Genomic DNA, 13,788 nt, shown 5'->3' on the forward strand with positions numbered 1-13,788 from the left:
GCGTTGCGCTCGGATCGCGCCGGTCGTCAGCCTCCGATCGGCTGCAGAACGCGCAGGATCGGGTCGTAGGCCCAGTTCAGCATGCGCTCGGCGTCCTGCCTGGCCGCTGCGCTGCTGTGGTCCGAGCTGTGCAGAACCACACCGATCATCGGGATGCCCGCGCGAACCGTCTCGAACATCAAGCAGTGACCCGCCGCGTCGGTGTTGCCGGTCTTGATACCGATGGTGCCGGGATATTCGTCGAGCATGCGGTTCGTTGTTTCCCAGTGGTGCTCACGGTTGGCAGGCCCGGCCGGAACGTGGAAGTTCCTCGCGCCGACGATCTCACGGAACAGCGGCAGGTTCATCGCGCGCACACCCAGCGCCACGAGATCTGCCGGTGTGGAATAGGTGGAGTAGTCGGTGGGGTACGGCATGCCGGCCGGGTCGCTGAAATGTGTTCCCGCCAAGCCCATGACCCGCGCGGTGTCGTTCATCCTGGCGAGGAAACCGCCCTGGCCGGGCCCGAACGACTCGGCGACGGTGTAGGCGGCGTCGCAGCCGGACGGCAGCAGCAGCGCGTACAGCAGTTGGCGCGCGGTGAGCACCTCGCCGGCGACCAATCCCGCGGTGCTGCCGTTTTCCCTGGCGCAGTAGGCGCCCGCTTCCTGCGGCACCGTCACCGGCCGTTCGAGGTCACCGCCGGCGATCACGACCACCGCCGTCATCACCTTCGCGATACTGGCGATCGGGACCGGGGTGTTCGCCTCGCGCGACCACACCACCATCCCGGTGAGCCCTTCCGCCAACGCCGCACCCGACGCGTTCACACCGTCCGGACCGGCGGCCGGCCACGGCAGCAGACCGTCAGCACTCCCGGTGGGTGCGGCATCGGCAACGCCGTGACCAGCCACGACGATCAGAACCCCGGCAGTGACGGCGTGCACCATCTTGGCGAATGTCCGCATGGCGACATTCTGGCGTACAACTACGCCGACCTGCGGGATTTGCCGCCTCGATTCGAGAACTACGCCTCGAACGCCCGCACATAGGCCGTATCGACGCCGAGGACACCGACCGATGTCGCGCCGCCCGGATGACCGAGGGGCTCGACTCTGCCGGGCAGCGGTTCGTGGAAGAAGCGGGCGTTCTCGGTGATGAACTGCTCTTGGCCCGATGGCAGATCGTCTTCGTAGTAGATGGCTTCGACCGGGCAGGCGGGTTCACACGCGCCGCAGTCGGTGCACTCGTCGGGTTGGATGTAGGCCATCCGATCGCCGATGAAGATGCAGTCGACCGGGCACTCCTCGATGCAGGCCCGATCGAGGATGTCCACGCAGGCGGCGCCGATCACAAACGTCACGTTGTTCTCCTCAGCTGTGCTGAACCGCGACTTGCGGTAGTGCTGATCCTGGTGCGAGCGCCCACCGCCGAGTAGACCCCGATTTCCACCACCTCGTAAGGTTTCCTTATGAGCTTGCCGCCGGGGACTCCTGATCTGGAGGTCCTCGATCTGCTGGTGTCGGTGGCCGAACTGGGCAGCCTCGGCGCCGCCGCGCGCCGACACGGCATCAGCCAACCCGCGGTCGGCATGCGCATCAGCGCGCTGGAACGGCGACTGCATCTGCGGCTGCTCGATCGCGGACCCACCGGTTCGGCGTTGACCGATGCCGGTTCGGCCGTGGTCGAACTGGGTCGGCCGGTGCTGGCCGCGAGCCGTGCCTTGATGGAGGGTGTCGCGGTCCTGCACCGCGAGCTGTCACCGCAACTGCATGTGATCGCCTCGAAGACCATTGCCGACCACCGGATCCCGCAGTGGCTGGCGGCATTGCGCAAGCTTCGACCCGAGCTCGCCGTCGAGCTGGATGTAGCGAATTCTCACCAGGTGACCACGGCGGTTCGCGATCGCGACGTCGCACTCGGCTTCGTCGAGGGACCGCGGGCGCCCTCGGGATTGGGTAGCCGGGTACTCGTGGCCGACGAGCTCGTTGTCGTTGTCGCACCGACCCACCCGTGGGCTACTCGCGGTAGGCCGGTGAGCCCACGCGAGCTCGCCGAGACGCCACTGGTGTGGCGCGAGAAGGGTTCCGGAACCAGGGACACGGTCTGGGCGGCGCTCGAGATCCACGGCACCCCCGCGCGACCCGCGGCCGAACTCGGTTCGGCCGCGGCGATTCTCGCGACCACCCGCAGCGGCCTCGCTCCCGCGGTCGTCAGCCGTCTGATCGTCGCCCACGAACTGCGTGCGGGCACCCTGCACGAGGTGGACCTGGCCGATTCGATAGTTCTGACCCGGAAATTCCGCGCCATCTGGCACCGCCGCACCCCACCCTCCGGCCCTGCGGCCGATCTGGTCGAGCTCGCCGCCCGCATCGAATCGGCCCGTCCGACAGCACGACGATCGCCGCGAAACTGAGCCCACCGCACCTCGGTCCACCCGACAGCGAATCTCCGCTCACAGCACCAGGTTCGGCATCGATACCGGGCGCGATCCCTCCCGCAGCGAGCGGGCGCCCACAACACCGACCAGCGAAGCCGCTACCGCCGGGCCGATCGGTACGAGCGGTGGCGCACCCTCCTCCACGCACGCCCGGAAGCCTTGCAGGATCCGGACCGTGCCTTCGGCTTTCGGTTCGACGAGCGTGCCGTCGGAGAGGGCCATCGGCGCGGGCCTGCGTTCCTCGTCGCGGGTGACGCCATCCCGATCGGTCCAGCCTTCCTTGCGCACGCGCACCGACCACGCACGCCCGCCGGGCGCGCGGACCGATTCGGCCGGGCCCTCGGTGCCGCGCACCGAAACCCGACTCCAGTGGCTGTCCGGTTCGCCCTGCAGGAATCCGTGCCGGGTGATGGCCGATCCGCCGCCGCTGAGCCGGACCACCATGACCACGGCGGCCCTGGCATCGGCGGAGTCGACGTGAAAGGCCGTCACCTCGGTCGGCAGCTCCCCGGTGAGGGCGAGAATCGGCGACAGGGTGTGGGTGTAGTACGCCGTCGGTTCGATGCGGCCTCGCCAGTGGCCGGGATCGCCGATCAGGCTCGAGACGTCATCGGGTGACATCCCGTGCAGATAGTCCGCTTCCACGAGCGTCACCCGACCGATCTCCTTGGCTTCCACAGCGTTTCGTATGAGCTGAACATGGGGATGGAAGACGTAGTTCTCGGCGAAGGAGTACGTCGCGGACGAGCGACGTTCGGCGTCGAGCAGCGCGGCCGCTTGCCACTCGTCCACACAGGCGGCGGATTCGGAGAGCACGTGGATACCGCGTTCGAGGAAGGCGATGGCCAGGGGCGCGTGCTGATCGAAGTCGTTGGCGAGCACCACCGCGTCGAGGTCGTGTTCCAGCAGGGCATTCCAGTCCTCGAACACGCCCGCCTGTGGCAGGAGCTCGGCCGCCTCGGTCCGCCGGATGGGGTCGCGATCGCAAGCGGCCACCACCTCCATGCCCAGTCGGCGACACCACGTCGCCAGGTACATCCCCATTTTCGAACCGACCACACCGACGCGCACGTCCACCATCCTTCCCAGCAATCGATCTCACGGCTCGAAACCTTTGACTACGGCTGCGACAGGATCTCGACGTAGCCGTCGGTGCCGTGCACCCGGATGCGCTGCCCGTCGCGGATCAGCTCGGTGGCGTGTTCCACGCCGACCACGGCGGGCAGGCCGTATTCGCGCGCGATGACGGCACCGTGGGTCATCAGGCCGCCCACCTCGGTGACCAGCCCCGCGATGCCGACGAACAGTGGGGTCCAGCTCGGATCGGTGTAGGCGGTGACCAGGATGTCGCCTGATGTGAGGTCGGCTTGCGCGATATCGGAGATCACGCGGGCGCGGCCTTCGATCGTCCCGGCCGAGACCGCCAGGCCGGGCAGCGCGTCGGCGGGCAGGTCCTCGCGCCGATACGCCCCGGTGAGCGCTTCTCCGTCGGAGGTGAGCACTCGCGGCGCGGTGAGCGACTGATAGGAGCGAAACGCGTCTTTTCGCGCGGCGACGAGTTGCTGATCTGCCCGGTGCGTGCGAACCACCTCGTGCAGCTCATCGAATCGCAGGAAGAAGATGTCGTCGGCCTCGCGCAGCACACCGGACTCCACCAAGCGTTCGGCCTCGCGCAGCAGTGCCTGCTTGTAGACGAAGTAGCGACTGACCATGCCGTACTTCGGGTACTCCCGATAGCCGGAGAACGTGCGCACGCGCTCGATCATCTGCTCGGTCTCGACGGCTTTCTGTTCCCCGTCGGGAAGAGCCCGTAGAGCTCGCAGAATCTGTTGTTGCTTCTGCCGCGCATCGCGAAGGCCGTCCTCGAAACGCTGCCTCCCCGCGCCGGGCCCGAAGTTCTTGATATTGCCGAGGATTGTCGACACCAACGTGGCGGGGCTCTCGCTCCACCGCGGCCTGGTGATGTCGATTTCGCCGACGCAGCGCATGCCGTATTCGACGAGGAAGTCCTCGATCGCGGCTCTCGTCTCGTCGCCGCCCGGAAAATCGGCCAGACCGACCAGGAAATCGTCGTCCTCGATCTGCTCCAGGTACGCCACCACCTCCGGGTACGGTCGGATCACATCGGCGACGTCCAGCAGCGCCAGACCCATTTCCGATGTCACGTTCCCGGGAACCGACTGGGTGAGGGCGTCAGCGGCGTTCTTCTCGCCCAGCCATTCTCGCAGCTGATCGTTGAGCCACTCCGTGGCGTTCATTGCGGCCATGATCACCTGTAAACTGCGGGGTGCGAACAGAACCCGGCGCAGTTCCTCCTGGATATCGGCCCGGATGTAGTCGAGCAGCGCCGGTCCGGACAGGTGTGCGATCTCGCCTTTCAATGCCGTGAGAGAAGCCTCGCTCTCAGCGATCAGTTCGGTGACGATGTCGGGATCGGTCTCGATCTCCTCGGCTGCGATGCCGAACGGTGCGGCCGGTGCGCCGGAATCCTCTTCTGGCACTTGCCGAACGAAATCACCGCGCTCCAGTACTGTCCGCAGCGCGTCTCCCATCAACGGGTCGGATTTACCGAGGCCCGCTACCAAGGCGGCGCCTTTCGCAGGTGCGGACACCATCGCGGTGACGTCGACGAACAAGCGGCCGCCCGCGTCGCGCATCGGCGCGTTACTCGTCAGCTGCCACACCGAGATCCCCAACGGCTTCATCGCATCGGTCATCATCTGCTGATGGCCGACCGACACATAGACGTGGTTCTCCCCGTCGGCGGCGACGGGGATCGGGAACAGAGTGGTGATCGGCCTGCTCTGCACGATCCGGAAGCCATCACCGTCCGAACACCATTCGATGTCCTGGGGGCTGCCGAAATGTGCTTCGATGCGACGGCCGAGCCGCGCGAGCCGCAGCACCTGGTCATCGCAGAGCACCGGCTCGTTTCGGTGCTCCCGCGCGATCTCGTTCACCTGGGTACCGCCCGTCGGCACCGGCTCGACGGCGACTTTCTTGGTGGCGATCGCCTTGCTGGTGATGCGGTCGTCGCGAACCTGGTAGACGTCGGCATTGACGAGACCTGATACGAGAGCCTCACCGAGGCCGAAACCGGCGTCGATGGAGACCACGGTTCGGTCGGAGGTGACGGGGTCGGCCGTCATCAGAATGCCTGCGGCCCGCGCGAACACCATCCGCTGTACGACGACGCTCATCTGAATCTTCTTCTGGTCGAAGCTGTTTCGCAGTCGATAGGTGACGGCTCGCTCGGTGAACAGCGAACCCCAGCACCGGCGCACGTGCTCGAGGATCGCCGCCGCTCCCACGACATTGAGAAAGGTGTCCTGCTGACCGGCGAACGACGCGGTGGGCAGGTCCTCGGCCGTCGCACTGGACCGCACGGCGTAGGCGCCGTCGATTCCGAGCCGAGCATGCGCGGCGAGGATCGCCTCCGCGACCTCCGCGGGAACGACCAGCTCCTCGACCATGCGCCGCAGCTGTTCGCTCAGCACGGAGATCGCTGCCCGATCCCCCGGCTCGAGGCGCGACAGCTCGTCGAGCCGATCGTCGAGCCGATCGTCGAGCGACGATGCCCCCGCCACCGTGCGCGCGAAGGCCTCGGTTGTCACACAGAAGCCGTCCGGCACCTCGACACCGTCGATTCGCGACAACTCACCGAGGTTCGCCCCCTTACCGCCGACGATCGCGACCTGCGTCCGATCGACCTCGTCGAACCCGAGCACAAATGCCATCTCGCTACTCCTCACCTGGTGGTTTCGGTTTTCGCGAGCGATTATGGACCAAGAATTGATGCCTCATGAGGGCCCGGAATCGTGTATACAGTAGAAGGGGGAACAACGACGGGCGCTCGTACGCCCGGCTCCGGCGTCATATCCGCCGACCCTCCCGACTTCCAGTCGACCGAAAATCCGATCGGTGACGAATCATCAGGGTTGCCGAATTCTGAGCTGCCGCACTACAGGCCGTCCTCTTCCTGTTGCCGATCGATTGCGGATGCCGAGATTTTCACCTCGAGCGCCGATCCGGGCCGTCTGCGACCCCGAATACCTGACAGCTCAGCAAGTACGCAGCATCCCGCCATCGGACGCACACGACGCGGTGTCGACCGTTCCAGCCGCACTAGCGGCTTTGCCCGTGAGGACACCATGGTCAACGAGAACCCGCTCGACGCCCCGCCCACCCAGGCCACGGCCGACGCTCCAGCTGAGCCCGGCCCACCGTCGTGGGCAGCGCCGGCCCTGCTCCTGTCGGTACTGATGCTCGGCCTGGACCTGCTGGCACTGATTCCGCTCGGTGCCTGGATGCGCGACTACGGTATCGGCCTGATCGGCACGATCTACCTGATCCACGTGCTGGCATCGACCGCGGTGGCCGCCTGGACCCTCAGCTGGTTCCCGCTCCTTCTGGATATCGAACCTGATCAGCAGAGCTCCTAGCGCTCCGGTGACGCGGGTCTGTACCTGTTGGAAGTGCTCGCATCGCTCCTCGCGCCGATGCCCGAGCGTGCCATTCGCGCGCTGGGACGCTGGGTCGAAGCACCGGATTCGGTCGGCGGTCTCGTGCTCGAACGGGTTGCCCAGCCGGTGGTTCCGGGACGGTTCCGCACCGACGCCGCCGCGATCGTCGTCACCACACCGCCGCTTTCGTTGCCTACGGTGCTCACGGCTGGATGCTGCTTGCCGCGATCGGCTGCCGCGCGCTGATCATCTCGCTGTCGGACACCGCCTACCACTACGGTACCGAGCTCGAATCACCCATGGCGGCAATGAATCTGCGTCTGCCTCGCGGGGTCGAGCGATTCGCACTCAGCTTCGACCTGCACGATGTGCACCATCGACACCCCGGGCTGCGCTGGTACGAGTTGCGCTCCCGATTCGACGCGGAGGGCGGCCGCTACCACCTCGGCTGGTTCAGCGCGGTGGCTCGCCAACTCCGCGGGCCGATCGAACCGACCTGAAGTCGCGTGATCCCGCCGGGCCGAGTGAGGCACGGTCAAGGCAGGTCGAGGTCGGTGACGGTCTCGGTGCCGAGGGCGATGCGAGCGTGCCAGGTCGGCGGCTCCCACGGATCGGCGAGTACTACGTCCTGAAGTGGCTCTACGGCAACGCGATTCGACGTTGCCGGTGCGGCTCCTGCCCTGCCGCAACCGGATTGACCGCGCGACAGCGCGTTCGCCGTCACCGAGACCGAGGTGGGTTGTCCGGACCCCGGTGTCGCCCCGGTCGACCAATGAGGTCGGGTGTCCTCGTCGTATCCGGCCATGAGCTCGATGATCGTGGCTGCTTCGGCGCCGTCGATCGTGGCGCACAGCACCGTCCCGTAGCCGCCGACCCCCTGTGATCTTCTCCAGCCGAGTGGCCGCCCACTTCCGACCGAGGCATCATTGATCCATCGCCGACTCTCAGATCTGGGGCATCTGTCAGTCGCGTGCCACCGGTGCCGCGCATCAGGCGAGACTGCCCGAGTCCTAGGAGTCCGCCGGTGAGCCAGGCATTCTTTCGCGCACAATCCGATCCGACCGATCGCACGGAAATCCTTCATCCCGAGCCCGAGGCGAGCAGTGGATGGATCGGCGGGCAGCTGCGCGGTATGGCCGTCGGGGCGGTTCTGGCGCGCGCGGTGGAACGAGAACCGATCGTTCGCGAGCGGACCGACTTGCGACCGGCGCGGTGGACGCTCGACCTGTTTCGCCCAGTATTGATGCGTCCCTGTACAACTCGCGTCGAGGTGGTGCGAGACGGCCGTCGGCTGTCATTGTTCGATGCGACCCTGATCCAAGACGACCGACCCGTCGCACGAGCCAGCGCGCTGTACCTGCGCCCCGGACCGGCACCGGACGGCATCTGCTGGTCGCCGGATACGATCGCGGACCCTCCGCCGACCGAACGGGAACCTTCACCCGATCAGGATCGGGTGTACTTCAGCGAGGAACAGGGGTGGACCCCTGATGCCCGCACACATCACAACCCCGCACGCACGGGGATCTGGCACCGTCCGATCGCGGTCGTGGTCGGTGAGCAACCGACTCCCTTCCAGTTCGTCGCGGGGTTGGCCGATGTGACGAATGTGGTCACCAATCTGGGCAGCAACGGCCTGGAATACATCAATGCCGACGCCACCCTGACTTTGACCCGGCTTCCGGAAGGGGAAGAAGCCGGACTGGTCGGCCTCGACCGGATCACCCAGGACGGGATCGCGGTCGGCACCGCGGCGATGTACGACCGCAAGGGCGTATTCGGTACCGCGACAGTCAGTTCCATCGCCAACGCCCGGGGTCCCGCGGACCTGGGCGCCATCGGGACTTCGTCGTCCTCCCTCGCTGTCGGGTAGGCCCGCACCGATCACAGCGGTGCCGTCTTGGCGTTTTCGCGAGCCGGGCTCGTAGGCTTGCGCTATGGCACACGACACCGAACAGCCCGTCGACATCAAGCCACGCTCCCGCGATGTGACCGACGGGCTGGAGAAAACTGCCGCCCGCGGCATGCTTCGCGCTGTCGGCATGGGTGACGAGGACTGGGTCAAACCGCAGATCGGGGTGGCCTCGAGCTGGAACGAGATCACCCCGTGCAATCTGTCGCTCGACAGACTGGCCAAGGCGGTCAAGCGCGGCGTCCACGCCGGGGGTGGCTACCCGCTCGAGTTCGGCACGATCTCGGTGTCCGACGGCATCTCGATGGGGCACGAGGGGATGCACTTCTCCCTGGTCAGCCGCGAGATCATCGCCGACTCCGTCGAGACCGTGATGATGGCGGAGCGTCTCGACGGTTCGGTTCTGCTCGCGGGCTGCGACAAGAGCCTGCCGGGCATGTTGATGGCCGCCGCGCGTCTGGACCTGGCGAGCGTGTTCCTCTACGCGGGTTCGACCTTGCCCGGCAATATCGACGGCAAGGACGTCACGATCATCGACGCTTTCGAGGCTGTCGGCGCCTGCATCAAGGGGCTGATCACCCCGGCGGAGGTCGATCGCATCGAGCGCGCCATCTGTCCGGGCGAAGGCGCGTGTGGCGGCATGTACACGGCCAACACGATGGCCTCGGCAGCCGAGGCACTCGGGATGAGCCTGCCCGGCTCGGCCGCACCGCCCGCCCCCGACCGTCGCCGTGACGAGTACGCCGAGAAGTCCGGTGAGGCCGTCGTCGGGTTGCTGCGCAAGGGGATCACGGCCCGCGACATCATGACGATGGAGGCGTTCGAGAACGCCATCACGGTCGTCATGGCGCTCGGCGGGTCGACCAACGCGGTGCTGCATCTGCTGGCCATCGCCCGTGAAGCCGGCGTCGGGCTCACCCTCGCCGACTTCAACCGAGTCGGTGACAAGGTGCCGCACCTGGGCGATCTCAAGCCGTTCGGTCGCTACGTCATGAACGACGTCGACAAGGTCGGCGGCATCCCCGTGGTGATGAAAGCCCTGCTGGACGCCGGTCTCATGCACGGCGACGTCATGACGGTCACGGGCGCGACCATGGCCGAGAACCTCGCCCATATCGAACTCGGCCTCGACGGCGACGTGATCCGACGGCTCGATCGGCCCATCCACCGGACGGGCGGACTCACCATCCTGCACGGCTCGCTCGCACCCGAAGGCGCCGTGGTGAAGAGCGCCGGTTTCGATTCCGATGTCTTCCGTGGCACCGCTCGGGTGTTCGACGGCGAACGCAACGCGATGAACGCCCTCGAAGACGGCACGATCGTGGCCGGCGACGTGGTCGTCATCCGCAACGAGGGACCCAAGGGCGGGCCCGGCATGCGCGAGATGCTCGCCATCACCGGCGCGATCAAAGGCGCCGGCCTCGGCAAGGACGTGCTGCTGCTCACCGATGGCCGATTCTCCGGCGGCACGACCGGTTTGTGCGTGGGCCATGTCGCGCCCGAAGCCGTGGACGGCGGGCCCATCGCGTTCGTCCGCGACGGCGACCCGATCGTCCTCGACGTCGCCAACCGCATCCTCGACGTCGAGATCGACGAGAGCGAACTCGCCGCGCGCAAGGTCGGCTGGGAACCGCTCCCACCCCGGTACACCTCGGGGGTGCTGGCCAAGTACCGCAAGCTCGTCAGCTCGGCCGCGCACGGCGCCGTCACAGGCTGACGTACCGCGCGCGGCCCGACATCGAGTCGCTCAGCTGAGAATCTTCAGCGCCGCCCCGTCGTACGGCTTCACCTCGTCGATCCGCCCCGCCAGGACCTTGGATGCCCATTCCGGGTCCTGGAGAAGGGCGCGGCCGACGGCGACCATGTCGAATTCGTCGCGCTCCATGCGGTCGAGGAGGTTGTCCAGGCTGCCGAGTTCGGCGCCCTGGCCCGAGAACGCGCGCAGGAAGTCACCATCGAGGCCGACCGAACCGACGGTGATGGTCGGCTTGCCGGTGAGCTTCTTGGTCCAGCCCGCCAGGTTCAGATCCGAGCCGTCGAACTCCGGGAGCCAGTAGCGGCGGGTGGAGGCGTGGAAGGCATCGACACCGGCCGCGGCGAGCGGGGCCAGGATCGCCTCCAGCTCCTGCGGGGACTCGACGAGCCGCGCGTCGTAGGCCTCCTGCTTCCACTGCGAGTAGCGGAAGATCACCGGGAACTCGGGCGAGACAACCGACCGGACCGCTGCCACGATCTCGGCGGCGAACCGTGTCCGGGCCACCGCGTCGCCGCCGTAGGCATCCTCGCGGCGGTTCGTCCGAGCCCACAGGAACTGGTCGAGGAGGTAGCCGTGCGCGCCGTGCAATTCGACGCCGTCGAAGCCGATGCGCTCGGCGTCCGCGGCCGCCTCGGCGAAGGCGCTGATGACATCGTCCAGGTCACGCTGGGTCATCGTCTTGCCGAGGCCCTCGGTGCCGTCGACGCGGATGCCGGAGGGGCCGACGGCGGGCGCGTCGGCATAGGGCTCGTCGCCCTGGTTGCGGACCATGCCGATGTGCCACAGCTGCGGCACGATGGTGCCGCCCGCCGCGTGGACGTCCTCGACGACCTTCGCCCACCCCGCCAGCTGCTCCTCGCCGTGGAAGCGCGGCACACGATCGCTCTGCCCGGCCGACTGGTGGCCGACATAGGTTCCCTCGGTGACGATCAGGCCGACACCGGCGGCGGCGCGACGGGCGTAGTACGACCGCACATCGTCACCGGGGACACCGCCCGGCGAGAACATGCGTGTCATCGGCGCCATCACGATGCGGTTCGGGATGGTCAGTCCGTTCAGCGTGACGGGCCGCGACAGGATTTCGGCCGTGCGGGAGGTCTCGGACGGGGTGACGATCACTGCATACTCCTCAGAGCTACTTGACAACATCGATGGTTGAGAACTTCAAGCAATGCCCACACGCTAGAGGCAGATATTTGAGATAGTCAAGTTTCTACGGATAAGGTGGCTCGTATGGAAGAAGCTCCGTGCATCGATAGAGCCCAGCTCATGGAGCTGCTCTCGGTGGCGCTCGGCGTCTATTACGGGGACTTCACCGCCGCGGCGGCGAGTGAGAACCTCACCGCCAGCCAGGGCAAGACACTGACCGTGCTGCGCCGAGGGCCTGTCACGATGCGCGCCCTGGCCGCGAACTTGGCCTGCGACGCTTCCAACGTCACCGGGATCATCAACCGGCTGGAGAAGCGTGACCTCGTGCGCCGCGAGACCAGCGCATCCGACCGGCGCGTCACCAATCTCGTCATCACGCCCGAGGGCGAGCGTGTCACCGACACGATCCGGGCGAGGATGCACGCCACGCAGGACGGCCTGAAGAAGCTCAGCGACCGAGACCGGGACTGCCTTTACGCCCTCTTGGAACGCGTTTTCGTCGATGCGCCCAGCGACCGAACTGTTCGCCTACCGGCCGAAACGTCAGAAGCCTGATCCGGAAGGGTCTGCACGAACAGCTCGTTGGATCCGGCCTGTCGTCTGAGCCCCTTGTGTAACGACCTTGCCGCTAGTTTTCGAATCCGCCCACCATTGTTGCCCTGGTGACGGAGGCTTTCGCCACCAGCGCGGAACTGGTAGAACCGGATCAAACACGAGGTGCCGATCTCAAGCGACAAACGTTCGACGGACTCTCCCCGTCGGGCAATGTCTGCAGCTGATGAAGCCGCGACCGCTCGCAGATCGGCATGCTGCCCCGAGGAGACGTCATGGCTACCGACCAGAGTTTGCTGCACCGTTTCGTCATCTCCCAGTTCGGCGCTGCCGGGCTGGATCGTGCGCAGCTGATTCGCGATACCGGGGTCCCGGATTGGTCGATGACAGGCAATGACGTGCACCTTCCCAGTGCGACGTTCTCCCGGCTGTGGGAGGTCGGCGAACATCGTCTCGGCGCGGATGTCGCCCTGCAGGTCGCCCAGCGCTACGAGCTGTCCAGCCTGGGCTTGTACGACTACCTGTTCGCGTCCGCCCCGACGCTGGGCTCCGGGCTGGCTACCTGCGGTCCCTACATCACCGCCGTCACCACCAATCACAGGTTCGACCTGGTCGAGGCCGAAGAAGAGTCGACCCTCTACCTCGATATCCTCGATGGCGAAGGCCGGGGACGCGATCACACCCAACTGTGGGGACTATCGGCCGTCCTGAGCCGGGCGCGCCGCGTCGTGGACGCTCCGTTGAACCCGGTGCGCGTCTCACTGCGCCAGGCCGCGCCCGCGCACGTCGAAGGCTTCCGTGCGGTGTTCGGTACCGCCACACTGGAATTCGACGCACCCACCGACTCGATGACCTTCCGCACCGCAGACCTGGACCTGCCGCTGACCACCGCCGATCCGGTGCTGGCCGCGGTCCTGCAACCGCTGGCCGCCGCGCTGGCACCCCCGCCGACTCTCGCCTCGGCCTGGCCGAGACGAGTGGCCGACGCCTTGGACCAAGCCATCGAGGCCGGGGAGGTTTCCCTCGACAGCGTCGCCCGGATCCTCACCGTCAGCCCTCGAACCCTGCAGCGGCGGCTGACCGAATCGGGCACGACCTGGCGGGCCGAACTGGATCGGGCCCGCAGTGCGCGGCTGTCGGAAGCGGTCTCCGCGGGGTCACTCAGCGGCGCCAGGCAAGCCGAGCTCCTCGGCTACTCCGATGCGGGCTCGTTGCGCAGGGCAGCCCGGCGCTGGTCATCGGGTTCTCACCCGATCGGGCCCGTTACGTCCTGAGGTAGGTCGAGGCGATCTGCCAGAACGTATCCCGCTCCAACAGGCGGAAATCCCACCCGTCGATGATGTCCCGGAACGCGGCGACTATCCCGGCGACATCGAAATCGTCCCGGGTCGCGGTCCCCTTCGCCTCCAGCGCGGAAATCACGTAGGCGGTGGCGCTCTCCCTGGTAACCGACACCGCAGGCTCCTATCGTTCAGACACCGACCATTTGAACGTAAGTCTCGAATCCCCTCGCGGCCACGACAAGTGCAGAACGCGC

15 protein-coding genes are annotated in these 13,788 nt (G+C 66.9%); 8 read left to right on the forward strand and 7 right to left on the reverse strand.

Annotated elements, in window-relative coordinates:
- Positions 1-26: 26 nt before the first annotated feature.
- Both OHS03_RS11850 and fdxA read right to left on the reverse strand, forming a co-directional pair.
- On the reverse strand, positions 27-947 hold the full coding sequence (locus tag OHS03_RS11850) for a D-alanyl-D-alanine carboxypeptidase family protein (protein WP_328662778.1): 921 nt from the start codon (positions 945-947) through the stop codon (positions 27-29).
- Between the two features lie 59 nt (positions 948-1,006).
- Positions 1,007-1,342, reverse strand: a complete 336-nt coding sequence (gene fdxA, locus OHS03_RS11855; RefSeq protein ID WP_328662779.1) for a ferredoxin — start codon at positions 1,340-1,342, stop codon at positions 1,007-1,009.
- A 108-nt stretch (positions 1,343-1,450) separates the two neighbouring features.
- Between fdxA and OHS03_RS11860 the strand changes: the two genes are divergently transcribed.
- Positions 1,451-2,395 (forward strand): LysR family transcriptional regulator, encoded by a 945-nt coding sequence (locus tag OHS03_RS11860; protein ID WP_328662780.1) that lies wholly within the window; start codon positions 1,451-1,453, stop codon positions 2,393-2,395.
- 39 nt (positions 2,396-2,434) lie between these two features.
- On the opposite strand, the gene OHS03_RS11865 is transcribed toward OHS03_RS11860, so the two are convergent.
- Together OHS03_RS11865 and rph are read right to left on the reverse strand one after the other, a co-directional pair.
- Positions 2,435-3,490, reverse strand: coding sequence for a Gfo/Idh/MocA family protein (locus OHS03_RS11865; protein WP_328662781.1), 1,056 nt, complete (start codon positions 3,488-3,490; stop codon positions 2,435-2,437).
- A gap of 47 nt (positions 3,491-3,537) precedes the next feature.
- Positions 3,538-6,156: a rifamycin-inactivating phosphotransferase gene (gene rph, locus OHS03_RS11870; protein WP_328662782.1), complete on the reverse strand. Its 2,619-nt coding sequence runs from the start codon at positions 6,154-6,156 to the stop codon at positions 3,538-3,540.
- Between the two features lie 414 nt (positions 6,157-6,570).
- Between rph and OHS03_RS11875 the strand changes: the two genes are divergently transcribed.
- From OHS03_RS11875 to OHS03_RS11885, 3 genes are read left to right on the forward strand one after another with little or no spacing between them, the layout of a single operon-like run.
- Positions 6,571-6,861, forward strand: a complete 291-nt coding sequence (locus OHS03_RS11875; RefSeq protein ID WP_328662783.1) for a hypothetical protein — start codon at positions 6,571-6,573, stop codon at positions 6,859-6,861.
- Between the two features lie 57 nt (positions 6,862-6,918).
- Complete coding sequence (locus OHS03_RS11880) at positions 6,919-7,128, forward strand: hypothetical protein (protein ID WP_328662784.1); 210 nt, start codon at positions 6,919-6,921, stop codon at positions 7,126-7,128.
- Positions 7,095-7,382 carry a hypothetical protein gene (locus OHS03_RS11885; RefSeq protein WP_328662785.1) on the forward strand — a complete coding sequence of 96 codons (288 nt, stop codon included), beginning with the start codon at positions 7,095-7,097 and terminating at the stop codon, positions 7,380-7,382. Before OHS03_RS11880 ends, OHS03_RS11885 begins: the two co-directional genes overlap by 34 nt.
- A gap of 35 nt (positions 7,383-7,417) precedes the next feature.
- Here OHS03_RS11885 and OHS03_RS11890 read toward each other — a convergent pair whose 3' ends face one another.
- Entirely contained in the window at positions 7,418-7,738 is a 321-nt protein-coding gene (locus OHS03_RS11890; RefSeq protein WP_328662786.1) for a hypothetical protein, read from the reverse strand.
- Between the two features lie 168 nt (positions 7,739-7,906).
- Here OHS03_RS11890 and OHS03_RS11895 point away from each other — a divergent pair, with 168 nt between their 5' ends.
- Together OHS03_RS11895 and ilvD are read left to right on the forward strand one after the other, a co-directional pair.
- Positions 7,907-8,755 (forward strand): acyl-CoA thioesterase domain-containing protein, encoded by an 849-nt coding sequence (locus OHS03_RS11895; RefSeq protein WP_328662787.1) that lies wholly within the window; start codon positions 7,907-7,909, stop codon positions 8,753-8,755.
- Positions 8,756-8,819: 64 nt separating this feature from the next.
- Positions 8,820-10,511: a dihydroxy-acid dehydratase gene (gene ilvD, locus OHS03_RS11900; protein ID WP_328662788.1), complete on the forward strand. Its 1,692-nt coding sequence runs from the start codon at positions 8,820-8,822 to the stop codon at positions 10,509-10,511.
- Positions 10,512-10,541: 30 nt separating this feature from the next.
- On the opposite strand, the gene OHS03_RS11905 is transcribed toward ilvD, so the two are convergent.
- Positions 10,542-11,669 (reverse strand): NADH:flavin oxidoreductase, encoded by a 1,128-nt coding sequence (locus OHS03_RS11905; protein ID WP_328662789.1) that lies wholly within the window; start codon positions 11,667-11,669, stop codon positions 10,542-10,544.
- Positions 11,670-11,819: 150 nt separating this feature from the next.
- On the opposite strand from OHS03_RS11905, the gene OHS03_RS11910 reads away from it, so the two are divergent.
- Positions 11,820-12,254, forward strand: a complete 435-nt coding sequence (locus OHS03_RS11910; RefSeq protein ID WP_328662790.1) for a MarR family winged helix-turn-helix transcriptional regulator — start codon at positions 11,820-11,822, stop codon at positions 12,252-12,254.
- Between the two features lie 272 nt (positions 12,255-12,526).
- Complete coding sequence (locus OHS03_RS11915) at positions 12,527-13,525, forward strand: AraC family transcriptional regulator (RefSeq protein ID WP_328662791.1); 999 nt, start codon at positions 12,527-12,529, stop codon at positions 13,523-13,525.
- Here the strand turns inward: OHS03_RS11915 and OHS03_RS11920 are convergent.
- A complete protein-coding gene (locus tag OHS03_RS11920; protein ID WP_056820260.1) occupies positions 13,515-13,706 on the reverse strand; it encodes a hypothetical protein in 192 nt (63 codons plus the stop codon). The genes OHS03_RS11915 and OHS03_RS11920 overlap by 11 nt on opposite strands.
- Positions 13,707-13,788: the final 82 nt, after the last annotated feature.

The organism is Nocardia salmonicida (assembly GCF_036142455.1).
Lineage (GTDB): Bacteria > Actinomycetota > Actinomycetes > Mycobacteriales > Mycobacteriaceae > Nocardia > Nocardia salmonicida.

What these genes read in the sequence shown, in the direction of transcription:
- OHS03_RS11850 (WP_328662778.1), bottom strand. Translation starts at nt 947, where the DNA reads ATGCGGACATTCGCCAAGATGGTGCACGCCGTCACTGCCGGGGTTCTG.
- OHS03_RS11860 (WP_328662780.1), top strand. Translation starts at nt 1,451, where the DNA reads ATGAGCTTGCCGCCGGGGACTCCTGATCTGGAGGTCCTCGATCTGCTG.
- rph (WP_328662782.1), bottom strand. Translation starts at nt 6,156, where the DNA reads ATGGCATTTGTGCTCGGGTTCGACGAGGTCGATCGGACGCAGGTCGCG.
- OHS03_RS11875 (WP_328662783.1), top strand. Translation starts at nt 6,571, where the DNA reads ATGGTCAACGAGAACCCGCTCGACGCCCCGCCCACCCAGGCCACGGCC.
- OHS03_RS11880 (WP_328662784.1), top strand. Translation starts at nt 6,919, where the DNA reads ATGCCCGAGCGTGCCATTCGCGCGCTGGGACGCTGGGTCGAAGCACCG.
- OHS03_RS11885 (WP_328662785.1), top strand. Translation starts at nt 7,095, where the DNA reads ATGCTGCTTGCCGCGATCGGCTGCCGCGCGCTGATCATCTCGCTGTCG.
- ilvD (WP_328662788.1), top strand. Translation starts at nt 8,820, where the DNA reads ATGGCACACGACACCGAACAGCCCGTCGACATCAAGCCACGCTCCCGC.
- OHS03_RS11910 (WP_328662790.1), top strand. Translation starts at nt 11,820, where the DNA reads ATGGAGCTGCTCTCGGTGGCGCTCGGCGTCTATTACGGGGACTTCACC.
- OHS03_RS11915 (WP_328662791.1), top strand. Translation starts at nt 12,527, where the DNA reads ATGGCTACCGACCAGAGTTTGCTGCACCGTTTCGTCATCTCCCAGTTC.